The sequence below is a fragment of the Methanoculleus sp. genome (assembly GCF_036677455.1).
Taxonomy (GTDB): domain Archaea; phylum Halobacteriota; class Methanomicrobia; order Methanomicrobiales; family Methanoculleaceae; genus Methanoculleus.
The window spans coordinates 1-24,836 of record NZ_JAVBWL010000048.1; the positions used below are offsets into that span (position 1 = coordinate 1).

A 24,836-nucleotide genomic window follows, 5' to 3' on the forward strand; every position below is an offset into this window, starting at 1 on the left:
GCGTAGAAGTGGTCGCCGCCGACGACGGTGATGTCGTAGTCGTAGAGTTTCTTCGCGAGAGTCTCTTCCCGGGTTCCCCGCCACATCCGGGCATACTCGTCGTTGATGTCGATCCTGCTCTTGTCGGGGCGGAGCGTTGCGATCGCAAGCGGGTTTAACCTGATCATCGTGTCGATGCGGTGCTGCATCTTCCGGATCTCGTCCTCTTCTTTCCGTTTTTCGGTGATGTCGTTGTAGACGATCAGGGTCCCTGTCAGTTCGTTCTTCTCGTTTGTGAGCGGGATCCCGTATTGTTCCAGGATGTAGGTGCCGGTGGAGAACTCGACCGTCACTTCGCCGTATACCCGCACCTTCTCGGTGAGCACCTTCTTGATCCCGTCGCCCTTCTGGTTATGCACTTTGAAGTCCCGCAGGGTCATCGTGGCGATGCGCGACCGATCGATGCCGGTCAACCGGAGATATGCCTCGTTGGCCGTGAGGATCTTCATCCCGGTATCGATGACTAACATGGGCATCGGGTTCTTCTGGACGATCGTCTCGGACTGCCGTTGCAGTTCGGTGATATTCTCCATCTGGACCCTGATCTCTTCCTCTCCCTCGCGCTGCCGGGTGACGTCGTTATAGACGATGAGGATACTCTCGATCGCATCATTCCTGTCGAGAAGCGGGATGCCATACTGTTCAAGTGTGTGGGTCCCCGAGGGCAGTTCGACGACGACCTCCCCGGAGACGCGTTTCTTCTCCTGCACCGCCTGCCGGAGGCCGGAACCTTTCTGCGACACCAACTTGAACTCCGAGATCTTCTTCCCCGGGAGCCGGTCCCTCGGGATCCCGCTCATCTCGGCATAGGCATTGTTTGCCATGGTTATCTTGAACTGCGTGTCGACGATCAGGATGGGCATCGGGTTCTGCTCGATGATCGTATCGGAGCTCTTCAGAAACGCTTTTGCCTCCGCCAACCGGCTCTTGAGGGCCTGCTTCTCCTCCTGCTTCTTCTCAAGCAGCGCATTGATCGAGACGGCAAGGGGCCGGAACTCCTCCGGCAGACCGGCGAGGGCGATCCGTGCGGAATCGTCGCCGTCGAGTCCGGCGTGGAGCGCGGTCTCGAAAGTTTCGGGGAGCACCACCGCTCCGTGTTCCCGTGTCTGTCCTGCAGTACCCGGCGCAACCGGGCCGGTAAAGAGTGCTTTTCTTCCAGGTTTGTCGATCATTCTTCACACCTCATCATGGTTATCGTCCAGTTCCAGAAGCGCAGTTGTTATGGCCCGGTATTCTCGGCCTGCCTCGCTTTCGGGTGCGTAGTGGGATATCGGAAGCCCTTTCTGTTGCGTTTCGTAGATTGCAGGTGAGTAGGGGACCGCGAAGACCTGTTTGAATGACTTTCGGACCTCGGACTCAAAGATCTTCAGCCGTTCTCTCTCCTTCTCTTCTTCCGCGGAGGAGCCGGGTGAGAAGATCCGTTTCAGGAAGAGCGCGAGGCCGCTCGCTCCTGCTGCCCGGTCGCCCGGACCCTTCCACCGGGTCAGGATGGCGAAGTCTGCGGCAACGTCCTCCCCGAGCATCTCCCTGATGTCTCCAAAGACCGTTGACAGGGCTTCCATGCCTCTCAAGGCGAAGGTGCCGGGGTCGAGGGTGACGACGGTATGGTCCGCAGCGACCAGGCCGTTGATGACGAACTGTCCCATGCTCGGGGGCGTGTCGATCAGGATGAAGTCATAGTTGCCCCTCACCCGCAAAAGTGCTTCCTTGAGCAGTCCCGCCCTGTCTTCGATACCGTAGAGGTAGGGCTCGACCCCCACGAGGTCCAGGGTTGCCGGAGCCAGGTCGACCCCCGATGCCGTGGGGACGATGACATCCTCGATCACGATGTCGGGAAAACCTTCAAACACGCTCATGAAGACGTCATACATGCTCAGTTCGAGAGTCTCAGGGTTGACCCCGAGTCCCGCGGTGGCATTGGCCTGCGGGTCGCAGTCCACTACCAGAACGCTCTTTCCGTCTTTCTGAAGATAGCCTGCAACATTGAGGCACGAGGTCGTCTTTCCCGTGCCACCTTTGTGGTGGGCAAACGCTACGATTGTGATATCCAGCACCCCTCGATATCTCTATTTGAAATAGGGGTTATTAAACCTACTTTTATGATGCCACGTATATTCTGAGCGTCTTCTGTATTTTGAAAAATTCTTTCGTCTTCGATGAAAATTCTGCTTTTTTGCAGTATGTCCGACTCTCAAAATGGGGGGGACATGTGCGACGAAGAGTTCACCGCCGCCCGGGCCCCTGCTCATGCCGGGCGAGCAGGCATCAGCGGGGAGATTGCTCTCCCAGCGTCATGCTGCGGGGTCTTTCTTCGATGAGTCTCTCACGGACGCGTTCTACGCGTTCGGCGATGGATGGTCGGTAGTCTGGTTCCGGGCGGAGGTGCCCGGGAATCGCCTGTGCAGGATCGCCGGGCTTCCTGCGGCCCGATGCCGAAACACCGGTCCGTAACCCGGAGAGAAACTCCTGTAGGAGGGCTCCCGGGTCTCTCGTCCGGTAGCAGCGTCTCATAGCATCCGCCGCGTACCGGTCGGCGGTGAACTCTTCGTCACACATGCGGCGATAGTATGTCCGGTAGGCGAAGAAGACGACCAGGAGGAGTGGGAGAACGAAGGCTACCTTTACAACGGGGAGCCCCGCCGCCTGCAGGTACGGCACGACTCCCGGGAAGAGTGAAGCCAGGGGCGGGCGCCAGAGGAGAAGGAGGCACGGGAGAAGCGGGAGGGCCGGGAGGACGGAGAGGAGGGACGAGCCCTCCCTGATATGCCCCTCTTCGTGGAGCAGCACGAACCTGAGCGTGTCGTCGCTCGCCCCGGAGAGGTCCCTCTCGTAGAACTCACGCCGGTATCGGATGCTGTTGAGCGCCGGGCAGCCCCGTATGGCGGGCACAAACCGGCACTCTACCAGTCTCCTCTCACGGCCGATCAACCCCTTCTTCTGGAGTTCCCGGAATATTCGGTGGAGGCGGGGGCTGTCATCGGCCATTTTATCACTTTATAATTATATTTAGCCAACCATATTAAAAATTTCCATGTCGCGGGGAGGCTGAGATCTGGCAATGTAGTGTTTTCGGTTGATTTTCGGCCATCTATCCTGATCCCGGCTGTCAGATCCCCGGAAACGGTGGAGTGGGGGCGCTGCGCCTGTCAAGTGGGAACGGCCTCTCCAGTGCCCTCGCTCTGGCCGGGAGTCCGCACTCCGCGTCCCGCCGGAAGGACAACAGGTCCGATCACCGGTAAAGCCGGGAATTAGAACAGTTTGGAATGCCTGCTTTTTTCAAAATGTATTAATAATAGCAGCCAAAATTGTGAATAATAGAGGTGAACGGGGTGATACCGGAGGGTTCAATGACCCGTGCTACGCCGGGGCGGCGTAGCGCACTCCTCTGGTTCTCCCAGAAAATGTCCAGCAAATACGTGGGTTTTCTGATATTGGCTCTTATTGTCCTCATCGGGGCTGCCGGGTGCCTCTCCACATCGTTTGGAGAGGTGACCTACGGCGACGGCGCCCTGCAGGTTCACGTGGAGAACGCTGCCGGGCCCGTTGAGAACGCCGTGCTCCAGGTGACGATCATGGAAGTGGGGGCGCTTGAACAGCAGGAAGTCTTCTCGGAGGCACGATACGTCAACCTCGACCAGGGAGAGAACGATTACACGATATCGGTCGACCTCGAGCCCGGTTCGTACCGGGTCTTCCTGACCATATTCGTCGGCAGCGAACGGAGGACGTCCGTCATCCGCGACCTTGAGGTGGCAGCCTGACGCTTCCCTGGCTTGCGGCGGCGCGGGGGCTTGAACCGGCGGACGCCGTCTTCTCCGGGGCTGATGTCTTCAACCCGTTCGCGTGCGCCTGGGAACGCACGGACTTCGCGGTCAAAGACGGTCGCGTCGTCGGCTTTGGAGACTACCGGGGGAGAAAGGAATACGACCTCGCGGGAACCTATCTGGTGCCCGGGCTGATCGATGCCCACGTCCATATCGAGAGTTCGCTCCTCGCACCGTCGGAGTATGCCCGGCTCGTCCTTGCCCACGGCACGACGACCGTGATCGCCGATCCCCACGAGATCGCGAACGTCTGCGGGGCGCCGGGGATCGAGTACATGCTCACCGAGGGGGCGCGGACACCGCTCGACATCCTGGTCATGCTCCCCTCCTGTGTCCCGGCGACTCCCCTCGATGCGGGCGGCGCCGTGCTCACGGCCGCCGACCTCGCCCGGTTCCGGGGGCGTCAGGGCGTCATCGGGCTTGCCGAGGTGATGAATGTCCCCGGCGTCCTCGCCGGCGACGAGGACCTCCGGGCGAAGATGGACCTCTTCGAGGTCGTGGACGGCCATGCGCCGTTCCTCTCCGGGAAGGACCTGAACGCCTACATCTCCGCGGGAATCCAGAGCGACCACGAGTGCACGACCCTCGCGGAGGCACGGGAGAAACTTCTCCGGGGGATGTACGTCATGGTCCGGGAAGGCTCGACGGAGAAGAACCTCAAGGACCTCCTGCCGCTCGTCGACGCCTGCACGGCGCCGCGGTGCTGCTTTGCCACCGATGACCGGCACGCCGACATGCTCGCCGGAGAGGGGCATATCGATGACTGTGTCCGCAAGGCGGTCGCGTCCGGCCTTGAGGTCGAGCAGGCGCTCCGCATGGCCACGCTCTCCGCTGCCGGGCGGTTCGGGCTGCATGACCGGGGCGCCCTCGCTCCCGGGAGGCTTGCGGACTTCTGCGTCGTCGACGACCCCGAGCGCTTCCACGTCCTGCGGACGTTCAAGCGCGGCGTCGAGGTGATCGACGCCGGCTACCGCCCGCCGGTCTGCCCCGCGGCTCCCCTGCACGCCCGCGTGCCGGAGCCTTATGACATCGGGATAGCCGGCCGGGGCGAGGCGCGGGTGATCGGGATCGTGCCCGGGCAGATCACGACCCGGGACCTGTGCTATCCGGTGGACGGTGCCGGTATCCCCGATCTCGACCGCGATATCCTGAAATCGGTCGTCACCGACCGTTACCGGGCGGGCGGCTCCGGCGTCGGGCTCGTCCACGGTTTCGGGCTGCAGGAAGGAGCGATCGCCGGCTCGGTCTCCCACGACTCCCACAACATCGTCGCCGTCGGGGTCGGCGACGCCGACATCGTCCGTGCCGTCGCTGAGGTGGTCCGGATCGGCGGGGGCCTCGTGGTCGTCTCCGGCAGCGAGATGACCGTTCTCCCCCTCGAGTGTGCCGGGCTGATGTCGGCCCTCCCCTACGACGAGGTCGTGCAGCGCCTCCGGGCCCTCGAGGAGCATGCCCGGCGGCTCGGGTCTGTTGCAAACCCGTTCATGTACCTCTCGTTCCTTGCCCTGACGGTCATCCCCGATCTCCGGGTCACGGAGCGGGGGGTCTTTGACGTCCGGGCATTTTCGGACGTCTCGCTCTTTTCTGAGTGAGGAGAGCGCCCGGTGGCGCTCATTCTTCACTCATACTCGGGATTCCAGCAGTACGGATATCAGGCGTCGAAAAGAGAGGGAGGACGGTGATCCGCCCCGGGCGGGCGGTCGCTCATCGCCTATTTTCTCCCGGGGTCTTCTGATGCAGAGCAGTCCGTCTCTGCCGCGGCGTCGTCTGCCTGGAGGCTCGCGAGGGCGGGACAGGTCTCGGCCTGCACCTCCTCCACCGCCAGATCCTCTTCGGTCTCCTCCGCCGGACCCCGTCCGGCGAGCCGGTTCCGGATCAGGGAGGCGATGATGGCCACGACCAGGATCAGGATGATGACGGCGAGCGAGATCTCCACCGGGATGTGGTAAATGTCGGCGATCAGCATCTTGACACCGACAAAGCTGAGGATGCCGGCCAGAGCGTACTTCAGGTAGTAGAACGCGTTCATGATGTGCGCCAGCGCGAAGTACATCGACCTCAGGCCGAGGATGGCAAAGGCGTTGGAACTGAAGACGATGAACGGGTTGGTGGTGATGCCAAGGATAGCAGGGATGGAATCCACGGCGAACATGATATCGGTGGTCTCCACCACCAGCAGGACCACGACCATGGGGGTGGCCCAGGTGACCACCTTGCCGGTCGCATCAGGCTTCCTGACGAAGAACCTGTCGCCCTCGTAGCCTTTGGTGACCGGCATGATCTTCCGGAACGCACGGACCAGGACATTCTTGTCCGGTTCGACCGCTACCTCCTCCTTCTTGAGCACCATCTTGATAGCGGTGTAGATCAGGAAGGCACCAAAGATGTAGAGTACCCAGGAGAACGTCTCCACCAGCGCCACACCTGCTATGATGAAAGCAAACCGGAATACCAGAGCCCCCATGATGCCGTAGAAGAGCACCTTATGCTGATCCTCCGGCGGCACGCAGAATGAAGCGAAGACGATGACGAAGACGAAGAGGTTGTCCACACTCAGCATCAGTTCCATGATGTAGCCGGTGGTGAACTCGAGCCCTGCCTGGGGCCCCATCCAGATATACACCCCGATATTGAAGATCACCGCGGCGGCGATGAAGGTGGCGGACTGCAGGAGCGCCTCCCTCGGTTTTATGACATGGGCCTTGCGGTTAAAGACGCCGAGGTCCAATGCCAGGAGCGCCGCTATGCTGATGATGAATACGATCCATGCTACGTCTGTCACGTCTGTCATAGGCTCAACTCAACCCGGGTGTTCCGGGCCCACTTTGCTCATGAATGCTCCGGGCATCGTCTCGAACGTATCGTGAAGCCCGGTAAGGCGGGGCGGAAGGAGAACGTACGAAGGCCTGCGCTGAACTTCCGGGTACCAATCCTCTCTGATCATTTCCCGCTTCATCGTCAAATGTTTTCTGTCGGTGACTCGCTCCCCTCACCAGAACCCCGTCACCGCGCCGGGCGCGAGGACCGCGATCAGGAGAAGGATGAGGGGCTGGTGCAGGAAGTAGATGGCGAGCGAGTGCCGGCCGAGGATCGAGAGAGGCCGGGCTGCCGGAGGCTCCGCCGTCCGGAGCGTGAACCCTCGTACACCGTCCGGGTAAAGGAGCGACCCGCAGGCCATACCGGCGAGGACGAGGCCGAACCAGGGGAGGAGCGGCACGTAGTCGAGGCTCGCGAAGGATGCCGGGTGGATGCCGAGCCAGAGGAGGCCCCAGGGTCCCGTGACGGCGTTGGTGGCGTAGCCGGCGAGGAGACAGGCGATGCTCGCGAGGATGAGTTTCTCGGTGTCGAACCGTGCAAAGAGCGGTGCGAGCAGGACGGCGATGCCGATGAAGTGCAGGATGCCGAATACGATATAGGCGGACGGCAGGAAGAGCCAGGTGACGGCGGTGATGACGAGGCCGAGAGCGAATATCGAGAGGCCGCGCCGGGCGTACTTGAGCGTGAGGTCGCGCCGGGAGAGCCGTCGCGCCGCCCGGGCGTAACTGATCGTGAAGGAGACCCCGACGATGAAGATGAACGTCGATGCGGTCATGTAGGCGAGCATCCGGAGGAACCCGCCGGAGACGTTGAGCGGCAGGACCCCGAAGAAGTTGAGGTCGAAGGCGGAGTGAAAGACGATCATCGTCACGACGGCGAAGCCCCGGGCGACGTCGATCTCCCAGTAACGCTCTCCCGGCATGGTTGCCGTCAGAAGGTCCTTCTCCGGACAGGGGCGCCGCAGGCGGGACAGGTCTTCATCCCGGTTATCTCTTCGCTCTGCTCTTCGGTGGGCTCGTTGTATATCCGGGTAAAGCCGCACTGCCGGCTGCACTCGAGCACAACGAACGGGCTACAGATCCGACCCATCTCTCCTCACCTCACGTCTCTGCTGAACAGGTATCACCAGTTCTTCACATTCACAAGGAAGGACTAGCGGATAAGCATTACCCGGGGCCGGAAGGGACAGAATTATTCCTCATACCCGGCATATCGAATAGTATGCAGGACGGGGAACCATGAGCAACCGTGACGAGCATATTGTAGAGGCCGCCGGCAAATGCCGGGTCGTGATCCGGAACGGCCGGGTGGTCGAGGTCGGGACGCCGCAGATACAGGACTGCCCGCTGGCGCGGCGGTTCGCCTGCCCGGTCGAGGAGATGACGCCCGAGGCGATCCAGAGGAACATCGAGGCGCGTATCCGGTCCTTCGGGATGTGCACGCCGGAGCGCGAGGTGCTTGCCGGGCCGGACTTCGTCCCCTTCGGGGCATCGGAACTCCTGAGCAGCGCCGTCCGGCGGGGCGACCTCGACGCCGCAGTGATCGCCTCCGACGGGGCCGGGACGCTGGTTGCAGAGAATCCCGCCCTCATCCAGGGGATCGGCGGCCGGATGTCGGGCCTCGTCAAAACGAGCCCGATCTCCGCGGTGATCGCCCGGATCGAGGAGAACGGGGGCGTGGTCCTCGACCCGGAGGCCGCCGTCATCGACCAGGCCGGCGGCGTCGCCCTGGCTCGAACGCTCGGCCACCGGCGGATCGCCGTGACCACCGCCGTTGCCGCGGAGGCGGCGGCTATCCGCGAACGCTTCCCGGAGACCGTGATCGTCGGCGTCCACACGACCGGGCTCTCCCGGGAGGACGCGGCCCTGATGGCCGGCGCGGCCGATCTCCTCACCGCCTGTGCTTCCAGGTACATCCGGGAAGAGGCGGCAAAGGCCGCGCTCTTGCAGGCGGGGACGTCGATCCCGGTCTTCGCGATGACCCGGGCGGGAAAAGCAATCATCCTCGGCAAGATTGGGGAGACCGACCAGCCGTTCATCGTCCACAGCGCGCGCCTCCCGGTGCCGGGGTCGCAGTCCCCTGAGCCGCTCTGCTGACGGTTCTACCGGCCGGGGATGCCCACGTGACCCGGGAGCTCGGAGAACGCTGCCAGGATGATGTCGGCCTCGATCGTTGCCGGTCGGTCCGGGCGCCAGTCGCCGTAGGCGGCAAACGCGGTCGTCATCCCAAGGTGCCTCCCCGGGGCGATGTCGCGGACCAGGCTGTCCCCGACCATCATCGCCTCTTCCGGATGCGCATCGAGCGCCCGGAGGGCGCAGAGGAGGGAGTCGGGCTCCGGTTTTCGCCTGCCCGAGACCTCCGGGGTCACCACGACCTCGAAGTAATCGATGAGCCCGGTCTTCCCGAGCCGCCGGCGTGCCTGGAACGCCTCCGCATCGGTGACGACCGCAAGCCCGATCCCGGCATCCGCGAGGCGCTCGAGCGTCTCTTCGACGCCGGGATACGCCGTGACCGTATCGAGTTTGACGTCCTCGTAGGTGCGGCAGCAGACCTCGAACGTCCCGGGCTCGTACACCCCGAGGTCTTCGAGATAGTCGCGTATGTTTCTTGGGTCCTCAAACCCGTGGACCCCGCGGAGGAACTGCAGGAAGAGCGTTTCAGGGTCCCCGGCCCCGAGGTAGTCGATCACGCACCGGCATGCCTCCCGCTTCGCTCCGACGAGGTCAAAGAGGGTGTTGTCCATGTCGCAGAGGACCGCCTCTACCTTCTTATGCCGAGTGCCGTAAGTTGCCTGCATACCTCTACATCCTCTCTGAATTCACGGTAGGCCCCGTCGTCCTCGAACCGCACCTTCAGTTCGTCGAGGTCGCTGGCCTTCCCGCCGTACTCCCCGAAGAGGGTGACGCCGTTGGACTGTACGAACCCGAAGACGGCGGCAAGATTGAAGAGCAGCCGCCGGAACTCGCGTGCCGTGCAGGTGGTTGCCTCAAGGGTATATGGGCGGTCAAAGTAGAAGTACTCGAGCCCTTCGGCCATGCAGAGGTCCGCCATGTAGATGTCGGCGGTGAGGAGAACCGGGAGGGCATAACGCTCCTCTTCGAACTTCCGGAGCGCCTGGACGATGTTCCGGTCGTTCTCTTCCGAGAGATGCGTGTGCTTGCCCGGCGAGGCTATCTCCGTTGCCCGGTCGCGGATGGTGCGGTACTCTTTCAGCGCGAGGTATGCCGCTTTCCGGGACCGCTTCATCCGCTTGTTCTCGAGTTCCCTGATGAACTCCCCGTAGCGTGGCGCGTGCGCCGTCATCTCCCCGATCATCTTTGCCGGGTACTTGCGGTTGATGGCGTAGGTGATCTCGTCGCGGACGGTCTCGACGACCAAGTAGGAAGAGGGGTTGATGCCGGGGTTGTTCGATGCAAACCCGTGATAGAAGAGGTTCGTATCCAGGCCGAAGAAGACGGTCTTCGTGAGTTGCCCGTAGGATGTACGCATCGATTCGAAGGCAGCCTGGTTTGCGTATCGGGCGATCCCGCTTGCAAACATGCACTCCTGGAGATCGCCGTAGGAGGGGAGTTCGCCTGCGATCGACCCGTACTCCGCGAGCCAGCCCTGGAAGGTCTCGCGCGTTGCAGGCAGTTCGAGCCGAAAACCGGTTCCTTCGGGGCGTGCGACGAGGAGGTCCCCCTCATAGAGCGGGTAGGAGACGCGAACCGCATCAAGGTTGTTCATGAGAACCTGGATCTCGTCCTCCCTGATGACCACGTCGTTCATGGCCGTGCTGCCCCCGCATCCTCCATGATGTCCCGGATCTGCTGGATCTGGTGCGGGATCATCAGGTAGGGCTTTGCGACGTCGTCGGTGCTCTTCATGGCGAGGTAGTAGATGTGCCGGAGGTCGAGTTCCGCAACGGAGACCGCGATGAGCGCTCCGGCGACCGTGACTTTCCTCCCCGAGGTGATATCGATCGCCACGTCGAACCCCTGCCGGATGAAATCCTCGGCGAGCGACCGGATCGTCTGCCCGGCCCGGACGAAGTCCGCCTCGGGCAGGACCTCCACGTCGACCGCGGGAGAGAACCCGTATCGGCGAGAGACTATCCGAAGAGCCTCTGCTGCAGTCGATGCATCTTCTGCGTACGGCTCCTCGGTGACGATAGCGACCCGTTCGGGGCGCAACCCCTTCTCCCGCAGGACAGCATGATATGCGTTGACGAGCGCCCACGTTGAGCGTCCCAGAAGTGTTATGTAAGCATCGCCCCGGGCGGGAGTCACAGGAGAGATCACTCCTCAAGACTCGCCCTGCCGCTATATAGGCTTTATCGGGAACTTCTCCCCGGGATCAATCTTCGCGGTCGGGAGATTGGGGCGTATCGTCAGTTATTTCTGGATATTATGCCCGATGACGGTCCGGTCTGAGATCTTTCCCGGCATCCTGCCGGATTACGACGGCAATTTACCCCCGGGGTTCTTAAAATAAGCCGTTAACGTGAAAGGAATGGCAAAATCTTGCGAAATATTTGGTAAATTTTTTATTGTCGATATCCTATAGTGGTATAGAAGGGCGCGAAAATATCCCGGAGAGATATACGTCATGGAGATGCGAAGAGTACGATTACGCACACCAGCCGAGACCTGGGGGCTGGCGGACCCGGAGCAACAGAGAAAGACCCGGCAGGATGCTATCGACGACGGGGACCTGGTCGAGATCACCCGGATGGGGAGGGATATTGGAATCACGCTCCCTCTCGCGGTCTCGGAACGGGCTGCGCAGAGTATGGTGCCGTTCCCGAACATCCCGCAGGAGGTCGTCACGGAGAATCTCTGGGACACCCTTCATGCGTTCAGGGATAAAGCCTGCAGAACGGTCGAGGAGGAGTTCGAGTTCCAGGTCAGCCTCTACCAGAACGGCTTCGTCCCCACCCTCACCTTCAAGGCCGCGGTCTCCCCCGGAGACGACGGCGAGCCGGTCATCACCATTATGCTGCCGGACGAGGACTGGGAGACGATCGGGTGCGGTCACCACGCTCCGGGCGACCGGATGCTCACGGTGGACGACGTCGCCTCGACCCTGAACTTCACCCCCGGCCGGATCCGGGAGTTCATCCGGGATGAGCGGATCCCGGCGGTCAAGTGCGGGGGGTCCTGGCGGATCAAGCGTTCGGAGCTCGAACGGATCATGAACGAAGGTTTCTGATCCGTTCATACAGGATGGCTGCCGGCCCGGACCGACCGGTCTCGTGCCTGGCCCGTGTCCCTGGAGTCAATTATATTCAGGCAGTATCTCACTAGGGGCACAGGAAACAAACCTATTTAATTTTCAGACGTAGAAATCTCCTCATGTGCATCGAGACCCTACGAGCATCCCGGAATGCCTTCTTCGTTGGTGCCGTAGCGGGAATCGGTCATGTGGCGGCAGAGATGAACCGTGCGGGCGGGCGCATGCCCGGGCCCGGCAGAGACCGCAGGCGGGCGTTGCAGGCTCTTATATGCGCGGCCTCTGGAATCGTAACCCTTGCTCTCCTTCTGTTCTGGGTGGGGGCGGCAGGGCTCCAGGCACCCTTTGCGGTTGAAACCCTCTGCCCTCTCGTGGGTCTCCCTGGTATCCTCAGGCCGGATGGGCGTTCTTTCTTCAAGCGCTTGCTGAAGAGACAGACTGATGTGAGCGACGAGGAGGACGGCCCGGACCGGGGCCTCCCCCGCCCGGAGTTCTCCCCCGGTCCGCTCCCGGGCGCTCCAGAGGAGCCTGAAACGGACCCCGGGCTCCTCTCGCAGTTCGACGATCCCGTCTCCCCGGGAGAGGATGCAGAAGACTTCTTCCCCGATGGATTGGACGAGGCCGCCGAAGAGACCCCTGACGACTTTGTCTGGTTCGACGACCCCCTCTCCCGGGATGAGACGGAACCGTTCCCGGACCTTTCCCCTGACCCGGGCCCGGACGACAGTATATCCGGCGATCCGGATGAACTTCCGGAACCCATCCCGGACGACCCGCCTGCCCCGCGGTCCGAGCCGCTCACCGATGAGGAACTCCTGCGCATGCTCGGGCTCGACGACGATGACCCCTCGCCGGGGACCCCGGGTTACGCTGCTTTCTCGGTGGAGGATGAGCCGGCGGTTGCACCCGTTCTCCCGGATCGTGACCGCCCGGTGGAGTCGCTCGTCGACGACCTCGGCAACCCGGATGCCGGGGTCCGCGGACGCGCCGCGAGAGCCGTCACGGAGCGTGGAGCCGATGCCGTGGCTCCCCTGATCGAGGCGCTCGCTCGCGCGGATGACAGAAGGCGGTGGTGCGTCGCCGAAGCCCTCGCCCTGGTCGGCGAGGACGCAATCCCGGCGCTGATCGGTGCACTCGGGGACGGTGCGGTGCAGACCGGGGCGGCCGCGACGCTTGTGCGCATCGGAGAGCCTGCCGTGCCCCCCCTCATCGAGGCGCTTGCCGGGGATGACGGCGAGGTGCAGTTCGGCGCTCGCTATGCGCTCCGGGAGATCGGCGATGCGGCGGTCCCCCCCCTCGTCGAGGCGCTTGTCGCGCCTCAGGGGAGCATCCGGCGATCCGCCGCCTCTATCCTCCGCGAACTCGGGTGGGAGCCGCCCGACGACGCCGGGGCGATCCGGTACCACATCGCCGAAGAGGCGTGGCTCGATGTTGCGGACTATGGGATGGCTGCAGTCGATCCCCTCATCCGCATCCTGACGTCCCCGGACCGGGAGGCATGGTGGAACGCCGCCCGGACCCTCGGCGAGGTCGGCGAGGCCGCGGTCGGCCCCCTGGTCGATCTCCTCCACGAGGCCGATGATGAGATCCGGCCGCTCGCGGGTCTGGCGCTCGCGGAGATCGGTCTTCCTGCGGTCGATCCGCTCATCGGGCTCCTCGGCGATCCTTCGCTCTGCGAGACGGCGGCGACGGCCCTGGTGAAGATCGGGGAGCCGGCGGCGGAGGGATGCGTCCGGGCCCTGGACGAGGCGGATGAAGGGGTGCAGGAGAGACTGGGCACGATCCTCCGTGCGCTCGGGGAGGCGGCGGTCCCGCCCCTGATCCTGGCGCTGACCTCCGGCCGGTCCCGGGTTCCGGTCGCCGGGATCCTGGACGGGATGGGCTGGGAACCCTGGAACGAGACCGAGCGGGCATGGTACCTGATTGCCCGGGAGGAGTGGATGGAACTTGCCCTGATGGGCGAGCCGGCCGTCGACCCCCTGATCCGGACGCTCAACGGCGACGACGACCGCATACGCGGCGAGGCTGCGGCGACGCTCGGCGATATCGGCCTTCCCACGGCGGTAGGTCCGCTCGTGGATGCCCTTGCAGACGATGCCGTTGCCCCGGCGGCGGCCGATGCGCTCGTCGCCATCGGAGACCCTGCCGTAGCCCCGGTTCTCCTGCTGCTTGAGAGGGCAAGCGGCGCAGCCCGGGAGAACGCCGTCGAGGTCCTGGGCAGGCTCGGGGCAGAGGAAGCCGTCCCGGCCCTTGTCGAACTCGTCAGGAGCGGCGGCGACCGCCTTCATCGGAAGGCCGTCGACGCCCTGATCGCCATCGGTGCGCCTGCGGCAGGCCCCCTCATCCCCCTCCTCGGCGAGGACGGCGACGGCCACACAGGAGCGGTGACCGCGCTTGCCGGGATCGGCGACGCTGCCCTCCAGCCGCTTCTCGGCGCGCTCGGCGATGAGAACGCCCGGACGCGCATGGGAGCCGGCCTTGTTCTCAAGAGACTCGACCGGGTTCCTGCGGGGGGAGAGGAGCAGGTCGCCTGCCTGATTGCTCTGCAGCGGTGGCGGGAGGTGGTGGAACTCGGGGCCGCTGCCGTCGATCCCCTGACGGCACGGCTCGGCGACGCAGATGCCGGTGTCCGGGCGGGAGCGGCGGAGTCGCTTCTCCTGATCGGGAGGCCTGCAGTTCCCCCCCTGGTCCGCCTGCTCGGCGACGGGATTCGCTCGGGGCTTGCAGCCGATACGCTGGTCCGGATCGGGGAAGCGGCCGTGGAGCCGTTGACCCACGCCCTGGGCGAGGAGACGCTCCGCCCGGCAGCCGCGGGGGTGCTGGTGCGGATCGGGAGGCCTGCCGCCGGTTCGGTCATCCAGGCCCTCGGGCATCCCGATGCGGGCGAGGCTGCGGCGGAGGTCCTCTCGGCGATGGGGGAGCCTGCCTTTGACCTGCTGATCGGGGCGCTTGGAGACGGGAATGCCCGGATCCGGCAACGGGCCGGCGACGTCCTCATCGGTTTCGGGGACCCGGCGATCGCCCCGCTGATCGAGGCGCTCGGGCATCCGGACGACGCTCTCCGCCTGGAGGCGATCGACACGCTCACCCGGCTCGGCCGGCCGGCCGTCGCCGATCTGACGGAGGCACTCTCGGACGAGCGGTATCGCGTGCGGCTGGGTGCGGCGGAGGTCCTCGGAAGAGCCGGGTGGGCGCCGGAGACCGAGGACGAGACCGTCCGCTACCTGATCGCAAAGGAGCAGTGGGCCTCGGTCGGGGAGGTCGGGGCCGGGGCCGTCGACCCCCTGATCCGGACGCTCAACGACCCGGACACCGCGATCCAGATGGGTGCGGCGCGGGCGCTCGGCATGATCGGGGCCCCTGCGGTCGCGAGGCTGATCGACGAACTCCGCGTCGAGCAGGACGGCGTGCAGAGGAAGGCGGTCGAGGCGCTCAAGATGATCGGGGAGCCGGCGGTCGCTCCCCTCATCGATGCCCTCCAGGACCGCGACTGGCGCATCCGCCTCGGGACCGCACGGGCGCTTGTCGCTATCGGGGACGCCGCCGTCGAGCCGCTGATCCGTGCTCTCCGGGGCGGTCCCCCGGCGATCCAGATGGGAGCGGCCGCGACGCTCGGCAAGATCGGCAACCCGGCCGCGATCGTCCCGCTCACCGATGCCCTCCTGCACGGGGACGGGCGGGTTGGCAGGGTTGTGGTGCGGGCGCTCGGCATGATGGGAGAGGCGGCGGTCGGACCGCTCCTCTCCGTTCTTGCGGACGGGAATGATACGGCCCGGAAGGGCGCGGTAGCGGCTCTCGTGCTGATCGGAGAGCCGGCCGCACGGCTGCTCCCCGGTGCGCTCACGGATGAGCATTTCCGGGTTCGTGCCGGGGTTGCGGACGCCCTCGACCGCCTGAGCCGGCCGCCGGCCCCGGGGGAGGAGACGGCTCTCTACCTGATCGCGAAGGAGCAGTGGAGCGATCTCGCCCGGATGGGCGAGGCGGCGGTCGGGCCGCTGGTCCGGGTGCTCAACGACCGCGACGACAGCATCCGGCGGCGAGCGGCAATGGTCCTCGGCGAGGTGCGTGACCCGCGTGCGGTCCCGGCGCTCATGGCCCTCCTCCACGATGACTACTACAGCATCCGGCGGGAGGCCGCGGCAGCGCTTGTCGCGATAGGGGGACCGGCCGTGGTCCCGGTCATATCGGCACTCGGCGACCCCGACGGCGACGTCAGAAAACGTGCGGCGGACGTCCTGGCCGGGATCGGGGATGGACGGGCGGTCGAGCCCCTCAGGGGCATCCTCGACGATGAGGACTGGTACGTCCGGCGGGCTGCGGAGGATGCGGTGGCAAGGATCCGGGAACAGAGCGGAGAGAACGCTTGAGCAAGCGAGCCTACACCAGTTCGTGCCGGAGAAGGAACTCCCGGACCTGCCTTGACTCGATCCAGCCCTGGTCGAGCTGCAGGATATACCCGTTGATCCGTTCGACTTCGTTCTGGATGGCTTTTGTCGCCCTCTCGTCCTCGATCAGGCAGGCCATCCCGAGGATCACCTGGAGCGGCTGGCGGATATGGTCTCCAAGGATCGCGAACTGCTCGATGTTCTGCTCGATCTGGGAAAACGCATCTCTCCTCGCCCGTTCGAGTTCTTGAGCGCGGGTGATGTCGCGGGAGATGACCGCCACCCTCGCGGCCTCCTCGCTGCCGCCCTGGATCGGGAAGAGGATGCCTTCAAGGACCATTCCTGCGCGCTCATCGACATGCCGGAGGGGTTTACCGGTACTCATAGCCTGATCAACTATCTCCCGCTGTATCGGCGCCAGTTCGGGCGGGAAGATAGTATAGACGTTCATCCCAAGGAGTTCACCGACGCTCTTTCCGAACCGTTCCGCCATCACTTCGTTCACGGCGAGGATCGTCCCGTTGCGGTCGAGGAGCAGGGCCGCATCGGGCGTGGCATTGAGGAGCGCCCGGAAATGCTCCTCTGCCCGCCGTTGCCCGGTGATGTCGTGAACGATGGAGTGCAGGAGCGTCCGCCCGCAAATGACCACCCGGCCGCTGAAGACGTCCACGTCGCGGACCCGGCCGTCCGCCAGTCGGTGCCGGAACGAGAAATGCTGCTCTCGACCCACTCCGGGTTCCTCAGGGTCCTGACCGGCGGCCGGTCGCCCCTCGCCGGAGACCGCCCTCTGCATCTCGCGGAGGACCTCTGCCGGCTCGAGGGTGTTGATCTCGCTGATCCGCATCGAGGTGAGGGTATCGAGCGGGTAGCCGTAGTAGGCGCTCGCTGCAGGGTTCGCGTCGACGATGGCCCCGGTCTCCGGGTCGATGATCATCATGACCGCGTGACTGGAGATGAAGATGCTCCTGAACCGCTCTTCGCTCTCCGCAAGGGCGGCCTCGGCCCTGACGCGGTCGGTGATGTCGGTGATGTAGCCCTCGATCACCGCGGCCCCGCGCCGGGGATCGGGAACGCCCCGGCCCTGCTCCCAGACCCATCGCTCCTCACCCGACGCGGTGATGATACGGTAGGTCATCTGGAAAGGCCTCTTCTCAGCAAGCCCGGCAGTCACCTCCCTCCAGACCCCCTCCCGGTCGTCGGGGTGGACGATATCGCCGTAGGCGATCTGCCGGTCATCGACAATATCGTCCGGCGCGTAGCCCGTAACTCTCTCCGCCCCCTCGCTGACGAACTCCATCGTCCAGGTGCGGTTCACCTTGCACCGGTAGGCCATGCCCCGGAGGTTGCTGATCAGGGTGGCAAGTTGCTGTTCGCTCTTTGCGAGCGCCTCGATCGCGCGTTGCCGGCCTGCGGCGTCAAGCAGGACCCCCATGATCCCTTCCACCCGCCCGTCGCCGTCTCTTGCCGGAACCAGCGTCAGGTCGAGGGTGCGTGCGGTCCCGTCGATGACGAGGCGGACGTCTTCCTGGAGACCCTCTCCGGTCTCGAGGACCCGCTGTTTGAGTTCGGTCAGCCGTGCGGCGTCTTCCTGGCAGAAGAGGTCCGCATCCGTCTTCCCGGGTACGAGAGCCGGGTGACGCCCGTTCTCGCCCGGGCTCTCGGCCCGGGTGTAGCGGAGGTCGCGGTCCTGGGTGAAGATGACCGGGAGCGGGTCTCCGGGAGTGCTCCGGAGCGGTTCTCCACCCCCCTCGCCGGTGTCGTGGAAGACGAGGAGCCGGAGCACGGGCGTAATACCCTCGACCATGCTCGCGGTGACGGAGACCCTCCGGAGGCCGGAACCGGGGACCCGGATGCCGAGGGTGATCGACGGGGGCGAAGGCCCGCCCCGGAGGAGGGCGACGACCCGTTCGCCTGACCTCTCCTCCGGGAGGAGGGGGGAGAGGTGATCCCGGAGGGCGTCGGCAGCATCCGCTCCGAGAAGTTCCTCCTGTGCTGCAGAAAGAAGATCCTGCAACGGCGCATTGGCCTGCACAATCTTCTCTTCGGCGTTGACGATGAGGATCCCGTCACCCTGTGCCAGGGCCGGGGGCGTGATCGTCTCTTTGCCGGCATCCGTCGTGGACATCATGGAGAGCATGGCCGTGTGGCCCGGGCAACCCCTCTCTTGGGAAGGATCACCACCTGTATTCATCCCGATCCTACAAAAGGTTCTCCCTGCACCATCCCGGGTGGACGGGCGGGGATTCGCACCCGGCCAGTATTCCGGGCACCCACTTTCCGTCACTGGAGCCTGCAGGACTCCTCGTAGGACTTCCGGCAGTCCGGGCAGAGCGTCCGGGCCTTCCTCAGGTCGGGAAATGTCTCCTCGGTGATCTCGTCGCAGGCCGCTCCGCATATCTCGCACCAGTACTCTTTCGTCTCTTCCTTCTCATCGCCTTTGATATCGCGCTTCATGGGTTCCTCCTCGGTGAGCCCGGGTATCCGGGCCTGTCTCCCCGGTCTCCTTCATCCGGTATCATGCTTTCGGGTCACCACTGCCCCATCCCGGTGAGGTCGAGCCCCGTCTCCCAGAACCACTCCTGGACGTCCGGGTCGAGAGCGAGGTGCGACGGACGGGTCCACCGGTTCTCCTCGAAGTACCCGCCGTTCACCTTCCCGGCATCCGGGGAGATAGCGAGGCGCGCCTCCACCTCCGCTCCCTTCTCCGGCGGTCCGCCGCCGCCCCTTCTCCCCATGTAGGCGCGGAGGAGCTTCGTCTCGATCACCCCGGGGTGGAGGCAGTTCGCCGTCACCCCCGTCCCCTCGAGGGTCCGTCCAAGCCGAATGGTAAAGGCGATGACCCCGACCTTCGATACGGCATAGGCGTCGTAGCCGTCGTAGTCCTCAAAACCCGGAAGGTTCTCCCGGTCAAACGACTGCACGCTCCGGTGGGCTATCGACGCGACGTTGACGATCCTCGCCGGTCCGCTTCGCTCAAGAAGGGGGAGAAGTTCGTGGGTGAGCAGGAATGGGGCGAGGTAGTTCACGGCAAACGTCATCTCGATCCCGCCGGGCGCGATCTCCCGTTCCGGCATGAAGACCCCGGCGTTGTTGATGAGCCGATCGAGACGGCTAGAGGCCCGGTCCACCTCCCGTGCGAGGTCCCGGACCTGCTCCTGCACCGCGAGGTCGGCGATGAAGAGGCTCAATCGGTCGGAGCCGGTGGCTGCCTCCAGCTCCGCAAGGACGGCACGACCCTTCTCCCGGTTCCTGCCGTGAAGCAGCACGCGGTGGCCCTGGAAGGCAAGGGCGCGTGCGGTCGCCTTGCCGATGCCGTCCGTTGAGCCTGTAACGAGGATGGTCTGCTCTGCCATATGTGGCCCCGGTGCACCCCACCCCACTTGAAGGTTTGGTCCCGGCGCGCTCCACCACCCCGCCCCGGCGGACCGGGCCGGTTCGGCGCCTCTCCCGGGCAGGTGCACCGCGGGGAGGCCCTTGCCCGGGATTCTGGTGCACGGCAAATGAAAAGGGTGATATACTGCACCACAAAACGGTATATATGGTGCGATACTCGGTCACGATGCATGACGACCTCGTGAAGAAGATCGACGGTATGTGTGAATCCCGGGGGCTATCCCGGTCCGAATGGCTCAACGAACTCTGCAAGGCGCACCTCGACGGCGCTGCCGCCGGACCCGCCGTCGAGGCCGCGGCGCCGGGGAGGATCCCGCCTCTGAACTTCTCGGGACCCAATATCACCGATTACGATTCTGCATGCGCGACGTTCACGATCAACGCCCCTGAACAGTTCAACTTCGGGTATGACGTGATCGACCGGTGGGCCGAGACCGACCGGAACAAACTGGCGATGGTCTGGGTGGATCAGGACGGGAACGAGAAGAAATACTCCTTCCGCGATCTCCGGAATCTCTCCAACGGTGCCGCGAACATCCTCCTGAAGTACGGCATCAAGAAGGGCGATCGGGTCCTGTTGATGCTTCCGAGGATCCCGGAATGGTGGATCTTCGTCATCGCGCTCATCAAGCTCGGGGCGGTCTTCTGCCCCTGTCCGACGATGCTGACCTCAAAAGACATCAAATACCGGGTGCAGGCCGGCAAGTTCAGGATGATCATCACCAACCGCGAGAACGCCGAGAAGGTCGACGAGGTCGCCGACGCCTGTCCGCTGCTCGATACCCTCTTCCTCGCGGACGGAGAGCGGGAGGGCTGGGCGAGTTACCCGCACGAACTCGAGTATCCCGCACCGGTATCGCACCACACGGTCAGCATGCCCGTCTCGAAGAAGACGAAATCGACGGACCCGATGATGATCTACTTCACCTCGGGCACCACCGGGGAGGCCAAGATGGTGCTGCACAACCAGAGTTATCCGCTGGGCCACATCATCACCGCCTCGCTCTGGCAGGACCTCAAGCCGAACGATCTCCACCTGACCTTCTCGGATACCGGGTGGGCGAAGTGCGGCTGGGGCAAGATCTTCGGCCAGTGGATCGCCGGGGCCTGCATCTTCGTCTACGATATCCGGGGGAAGTTCGGCGCGACCGAGCTCCTCCCGCTGATAGAGAAGTACGAGGTCACCACGTTCTGCGCACCGCCGACGGTCTACCGAATGCTGATCCTGGCCGACCTCGACAAGTTCGACTTCCGGGACCTCCGGCACTGCTGCAGCGCCGGGGAGCCGCTCAACCCCGAGGTGACCCGCGTCTGGCAGGATGGCACCGGGCAGGCCATCTACGAGGGATACGGACAGACAGAGACCGTCTGTTGCATCGCCACGCTCCCCTGTATGAAGCACAAGCCCGGCTCCATGGGAAAACCCGTGCCGGGCTGGCAGATCGAGCTCCACGACGACGACGGAAACCCGGTCGGCGCCGGGGAGGAGGGGAGGATCGCGGTCAAACTCGATCCCCGGCCGGTCGGGCTCTTCGTGGAGTACCTGGATAACCCCGAAGCGAACCGGGAATCGTTCCAGAACGGGTTCTACTACACCGGCGACAAGGCGCGGATGGACGAAGACGGTTACTTCTGGTTCATCGGGAGGAGCGACGACGTCATCAAGTCTTCAGGATATCGCATCGGGCCGTTCGAGGTCGAGAGTGCCCTCATGGAGCACCCGGCCGTCCAGGAGTCGGCGGTCGTCGGGTCGCCGGACCTGATCCGGGGGATGATCGTCAAGGCGTTCGTCGTGCTGAAGCCCGGCTACCAGCCCTCGGAGTCGCTGGTCAAGGACATCCAGAAGCACGTCCGGAACAACACCGCTCCGTACAAGTACCCGCGGTCGATCGAGTTTGTCTCCGACCTGCCAAAGACCATCTCCGGGAAGATCCAGAGGAACGTCCTGCGGGATCAAGAACTGCGCAATCACGTGAACGGGAACTGAGCAATTCCCCGCTCACTCTTTTATCCCGCAGGGCATGGACGCTGACGCGGTCAGCAGACACGCTCGATGAAGTTCTCAAGGATCTTCAGGCCGACCGCGCCGCTCTTCTCGGGGTGGAACTGGACCCCGTAGGTGGACCCGTTTTTGACGGCAGAGGCGAAGGGGTGGATGTAGGTGGTGCTCGTGAGGGTGTGGGCCGGTGCGGCCGCCGCGTAGTAGGAGTGGACGAAGTAGACGTACTCCTCCTCACGAAGCCCATCGAAGAGCGGGGTATCCTGCTCGATCCTGATGGTGTTCCACCCCATGTGCGGGACCTTCTCCCCGGCTGCCGGGATGAACCGCTTCACATCGCCCGGCACGAGGCCGAGCCCCCGGTGCACGCCGTGCTCCTCACTCGAGTCCATGAGCATCTGCATCCCGAGGCAGATGCCGAGGAGCGGTGTATCGTTTGCGGGGTCGAGAACCGTATCCTTGAGGTCGCCGAGCATCTCCATCCCTTCGCGGAACGCTCCCACGCCGGGGAGGACGATGCCGTCGGCCGAGGCGATCGTCTCCGGGTCTGCGGTGATCGTCGGTGCTGCTCCTGCCCGCTCAAGGCCGCGGAAGACGCTCCGCAGGTTGCCAAGGCCGTAATCAATTATAACTATCCTCTTCTTCATCCGCGTCCCCCCGTTTCCGCCACAATCCGCGCTCGATCCAGTCGCGGGAGAGGCCCTGTCTCTCCTGCCACCCGGTGAGTCTCCCGATCCACATCTCCCAGAGGTCGGGGCAGGACTCCTTGATGATCTCAAACGTTGCAAGGTCGCTTGAGGGGCACATGAAACACCCGATCCGGTCGAGCCCTCGCTCGTAGAGGCTGTTGTAGGGAGCCTTCTCGCGGAAGATGTAGAGCCAGACGTGCATCGCCGTCCACTGCTGGATGGGGGCCGCCGAGAGTTGCTGCGGGACGTGGGAGTTCCGCCAGACCCGCCGGCTCTGCATCCGCTTCACCGACTCATACTTCCGCTGCCCGATGAACGAGAGGCACTCCCCCCAGTTCTCGCTGATCAGGCGGCCGACGGGGTGGAGCTTGCAGACCTTGCAGCACCAGCGGTTATCGACCGCCGGCGGGCCGTTCTTCTCGAACTCCGCCCAGAACGTCTCCTCGTCGCAGACCCAGAGGGCGGTAAGGCCGTAGCGCTCCGCCACCGCATCCACGTTCTCGCAGGTCTCCGGGAACTCAAGCCCCGTGTCGGCAAAGAGGAGCGGCACCGGGCCGAGCGCTTTCAAGACGACGAGCAGGGTCGCGAGGCTGTCTTTTCCGCCGGAGTAGGAGACCGTCGGCCTCTGTGGGTTCTGTTCCGCCACGTCCCGGACGAACCGGATGCTCGCGGCCTCGTACTCGGAGAGGGCCGTCTCGTTTGCCCGGACCGCATCCTCCCAGGTCGCCTCGCCGGGGACCGGGACCGAGGGGGTGTTCTTCCGTGTCCGGACGACAAGCCCCCGCTCCATCGTCGCGGCGGTGGCGGCGTCGACCTTTGCCCTCCCGACGCCGATGCACTCGCCGGCCCTTGTCAGGATGAAGACCTCGTCGCCCTCGCGGACGGCGGGGTCGATCGAGACGAGGCCCGGTGCGAGGAGGCTTGCTCCCTTGCCCTGGATGGAAGGGATCGCGCCGTCGTCGACGACGACGTAGCGCTTCGTCGGTTGCAGGTACGCCGCAGCGCCCGGCCGCGGGAGGGGTTCCCAGCGCCGCTCTTCGGGGATGTAGCGGACCGCGCCCACGACCGCGCCGCCGAGGACGATCTCGTCCATGCGGTCCTCGGCAGGAACTTTGTTCAGGAGCGCGATATGGCCGTCCGGTATCAGCGGCGCTCCGAAGTGCTCGCTGAATATCTGATTGATCCGATCGATGTCGTCGGGGAACGCAGGCCGTGCATCCCCCGGCGGCGTGACGGCTACCGGGCGGGTCGGGGCGCCGCAGGCGCAGACCCCGGCGAGCACGGGAGCATGGCAGGCGTCACACCAGCGAAGCAGGATCTTTCCGAGGTAGAGACGAGGCATTCTCATACCCGTTGGGGAGAAACGGATAAAAATCTTGGTGTATTCCAAACATTTTCTGCTATAATCCCGGGAATACGGAGTTCTCTTTCGGGAGGTCGTCAGTGCCCGGAGACGAAGGAGACGGGGGGACCGGGGCTTATATTCTTCCTGGGGGCGATTTCCGGGATGGAGCGGAGGATTTTTGGTGCATACCATTAAATACAACCCCCTCACAGTATTGTCATGGTCAATCATGTAGAATTATGCACGCCGTATGATCGTCGGTCGGTTCGCGATTCTACACTGATGAAAGGAGAAGATGCCGTATGTACCGGGTGACACCATGACCCCCCGTCCGCTGGCCGCACGAGACGCAAGAGCACCGGGCCTCCCCGCTATGCCGATACGATCGAGCCCCTCTCAGAGGACGGGCCCGTCGTATACGACGAGACGAACGCATGAGAACCGGAATGCCCGATGGGCACCGACGCGGGTTGCGGGAAGGCCGATACGGAAGACCGAGGTCCTGGGGCTGCTCATCTTTGTCGTCATGGCGGCCGTCACGCTTGCGGTCGGTGCCGCGCTCTTCTACGACTGGCTTGCCGAGCCGGGATCGGCGCCCATGGGAACACCGGTCGAGCTCGGCCCGGTATCGGAGTTCCTCTCGATCGCCGGGGCCGTCCCGGCCGTGGCAATCGTGATGGGCGTCGAGGTGATCGGGGGGCTCTCCCTGATCGCGCTCTACATGCTCTCCCGTGCCGGGCGTGGGGCATAAAAGGCCCCATTCCTGCCCCCTTTCTCACTCAATTTTTCCGTTCTCGTGCTCGACCGGCTCTCCGGCGCGATCCCCGATCTCCCACGCGACCCACGGCGGTTAAAATCGCCGAAATTTGCCATAATTTGAGGGGAAACCGGCTGATCGAGCGTAAAATATATATCCTGAATCGCTAACATCAGTAATATCCCACCTCGGGAAGGAGGTGTGTCATTTATGGCAAAGGAGAACAAGTCCCAGGACAAGAAGCAGGACAAGAAGGCGGAGAAGCAGGACAAGGCTAAGAAGAACTAAGCCTCCTCACCTTCACACATCTCTTTTTCCGGCCGGTCTCCGGCTCGGTACACTATTCTTCCTATTCTGGCGTCTTCCCGCCGCAGTCT

General features: G+C 64.2%; 21 protein-coding genes. 7 read left to right on the forward strand and 14 right to left on the reverse strand.

The features are described 5' to 3' along the window. The 3 genes from V6K60_RS11295 to V6K60_RS11305 all read right to left on the reverse strand — a co-directional run. The coding region (locus V6K60_RS11295) for a PAS domain-containing protein (protein ID WP_332450623.1) at positions 1-1,211 on the reverse strand (1,211 nt) is incomplete at its 3' end. 3 nt (positions 1,212-1,214) lie between these two features. Then, positions 1,215-2,093, reverse strand: a complete 879-nt coding sequence (locus V6K60_RS11300) for a ParA family protein (protein ID WP_332450624.1) — start codon at positions 2,091-2,093, stop codon at positions 1,215-1,217. Positions 2,094-2,304: 211 nt separating this feature from the next. Then, positions 2,305-3,024, reverse strand: a complete 720-nt coding sequence (locus V6K60_RS11305; protein WP_332450625.1) for a M48 family metalloprotease — start codon at positions 3,022-3,024, stop codon at positions 2,305-2,307. A 446-nt stretch (positions 3,025-3,470) separates the two neighbouring features. Here V6K60_RS11305 and V6K60_RS11310 point away from each other — a divergent pair, with 446 nt between their 5' ends. Together V6K60_RS11310 and ade are read left to right on the forward strand one after the other, a co-directional pair. Continuing rightward, positions 3,471-3,800, forward strand: a complete 330-nt coding sequence (locus tag V6K60_RS11310; RefSeq protein WP_332450626.1) for a hypothetical protein — start codon at positions 3,471-3,473, stop codon at positions 3,798-3,800. Further along, a complete protein-coding gene (gene ade / locus V6K60_RS11315) occupies positions 3,797-5,455 on the forward strand; it encodes an adenine deaminase (RefSeq protein ID WP_332450674.1) in 1,659 nt (552 codons plus the stop codon). The genes V6K60_RS11310 and ade overlap by 4 nt, the downstream gene beginning before the upstream one ends. Before the next feature lie 119 nt (positions 5,456-5,574). Here ade and V6K60_RS11320 read toward each other — a convergent pair whose 3' ends face one another. From V6K60_RS11320 to V6K60_RS11330, 3 genes are all read right to left on the reverse strand, one after another. Next, positions 5,575-6,654, reverse strand: coding sequence for a TerC family protein (locus tag V6K60_RS11320; RefSeq protein ID WP_332450627.1), 1,080 nt, complete (start codon positions 6,652-6,654; stop codon positions 5,575-5,577). Positions 6,655-6,852: 198 nt separating this feature from the next. After that, positions 6,853-7,602, reverse strand: a complete 750-nt coding sequence (locus V6K60_RS11325) for a heparan-alpha-glucosaminide N-acetyltransferase (protein WP_332450628.1) — start codon at positions 7,600-7,602, stop codon at positions 6,853-6,855. An 8-nt stretch (positions 7,603-7,610) separates the two neighbouring features. After that, on the reverse strand, positions 7,611-7,769 hold the full coding sequence (locus V6K60_RS11330; protein ID WP_332450629.1) for a hypothetical protein: 159 nt from the start codon (positions 7,767-7,769) through the stop codon (positions 7,611-7,613). Between the two features lie 149 nt (positions 7,770-7,918). On the opposite strand from V6K60_RS11330, the gene V6K60_RS11335 reads away from it, so the two are divergent. After that, entirely contained in the window at positions 7,919-8,776 is an 858-nt protein-coding gene (locus tag V6K60_RS11335; protein ID WP_332450630.1) for a methanogenesis marker 8 protein, read from the forward strand. A gap of 5 nt (positions 8,777-8,781) precedes the next feature. Here the strand turns inward: V6K60_RS11335 and V6K60_RS11340 are convergent, their stop codons facing one another. The 3 genes from V6K60_RS11340 to V6K60_RS11350 are packed head-to-tail and all read right to left on the reverse strand — an operon-like array spanning position 8,782 to position 10,960. After that, positions 8,782-9,477, reverse strand: coding sequence for an HAD family hydrolase (locus tag V6K60_RS11340; RefSeq protein ID WP_332450631.1), 696 nt, complete (start codon positions 9,475-9,477; stop codon positions 8,782-8,784). Next, complete coding sequence (locus V6K60_RS11345; RefSeq protein WP_332450632.1) at positions 9,441-10,448, reverse strand: hypothetical protein; 1,008 nt, start codon at positions 10,446-10,448, stop codon at positions 9,441-9,443. The genes V6K60_RS11340 and V6K60_RS11345 overlap by 37 nt, the downstream gene beginning before the upstream one ends. Then, entirely contained in the window at positions 10,445-10,960 is a 516-nt protein-coding gene (locus V6K60_RS11350; RefSeq protein WP_332450633.1) for a hypothetical protein, read from the reverse strand. Before V6K60_RS11350 ends, V6K60_RS11345 begins: the two co-directional genes overlap by 4 nt. Before the next feature lie 307 nt (positions 10,961-11,267). Between V6K60_RS11350 and V6K60_RS11355 the strand changes: the two genes are divergently transcribed. After that, positions 11,268-11,870: a helix-turn-helix domain-containing protein gene (locus V6K60_RS11355; RefSeq protein WP_332450634.1), complete on the forward strand. Its 603-nt coding sequence runs from the start codon at positions 11,268-11,270 to the stop codon at positions 11,868-11,870. A 464-nt stretch (positions 11,871-12,334) separates the two neighbouring features. Then, entirely contained in the window at positions 12,335-16,258 is a 3,924-nt protein-coding gene (locus V6K60_RS11360; RefSeq protein ID WP_332450635.1) for a HEAT repeat domain-containing protein, read from the forward strand. Positions 16,259-16,268: 10 nt separating this feature from the next. Here the strand turns inward: V6K60_RS11360 and V6K60_RS11365 are convergent, their stop codons facing one another. The 3 genes from V6K60_RS11365 to V6K60_RS11375 form a co-directional block, all read right to left on the reverse strand. Then, positions 16,269-18,404, reverse strand: coding sequence for a PAS domain-containing protein (locus tag V6K60_RS11365; RefSeq protein ID WP_332450636.1), 2,136 nt, complete (start codon positions 18,402-18,404; stop codon positions 16,269-16,271). Positions 18,405-18,556: 152 nt separating this feature from the next. Next, the gene (locus V6K60_RS11370) at positions 18,557-18,730 is read right to left on the reverse strand and encodes a hypothetical protein (protein WP_332450637.1); all 174 of its coding nucleotides are present in this window, start codon (positions 18,728-18,730) and stop codon (positions 18,557-18,559) included. Positions 18,731-18,804: 74 nt separating this feature from the next. Beyond that, positions 18,805-19,629, reverse strand: coding sequence for an SDR family NAD(P)-dependent oxidoreductase (locus V6K60_RS11375; RefSeq protein WP_332450638.1), 825 nt, complete (start codon positions 19,627-19,629; stop codon positions 18,805-18,807). 185 nt (positions 19,630-19,814) lie between these two features. On the opposite strand from V6K60_RS11375, the gene V6K60_RS11380 reads away from it, so the two are divergent. Continuing rightward, complete coding sequence (locus tag V6K60_RS11380) at positions 19,815-21,656, forward strand: AMP-binding protein (RefSeq protein WP_332450639.1); 1,842 nt, start codon at positions 19,815-19,817, stop codon at positions 21,654-21,656. Positions 21,657-21,706: 50 nt separating this feature from the next. Here the strand turns inward: V6K60_RS11380 and hisH are convergent, their stop codons facing one another. Then, positions 21,707-22,315, reverse strand: coding sequence for an imidazole glycerol phosphate synthase subunit HisH (hisH, locus tag V6K60_RS11385; protein ID WP_332450640.1), 609 nt, complete (start codon positions 22,313-22,315; stop codon positions 21,707-21,709). After that, positions 22,290-23,699 carry a phosphoadenosine phosphosulfate reductase domain-containing protein gene (locus tag V6K60_RS11390; protein WP_332450641.1) on the reverse strand — a complete coding sequence of 470 codons (1,410 nt, stop codon included), beginning with the start codon at positions 23,697-23,699 and terminating at the stop codon, positions 22,290-22,292. The genes hisH and V6K60_RS11390 overlap by 26 nt, the downstream gene beginning before the upstream one ends. 322 nt (positions 23,700-24,021) lie before the next feature. On the opposite strand from V6K60_RS11390, the gene V6K60_RS11395 reads away from it, so the two are divergent. After that, the gene (locus tag V6K60_RS11395) at positions 24,022-24,453 is read left to right on the forward strand and encodes a hypothetical protein (RefSeq protein WP_332450642.1); all 432 of its coding nucleotides are present in this window, start codon (positions 24,022-24,024) and stop codon (positions 24,451-24,453) included. The last annotated feature ends 383 nt before the right edge of the window (positions 24,454-24,836 follow it).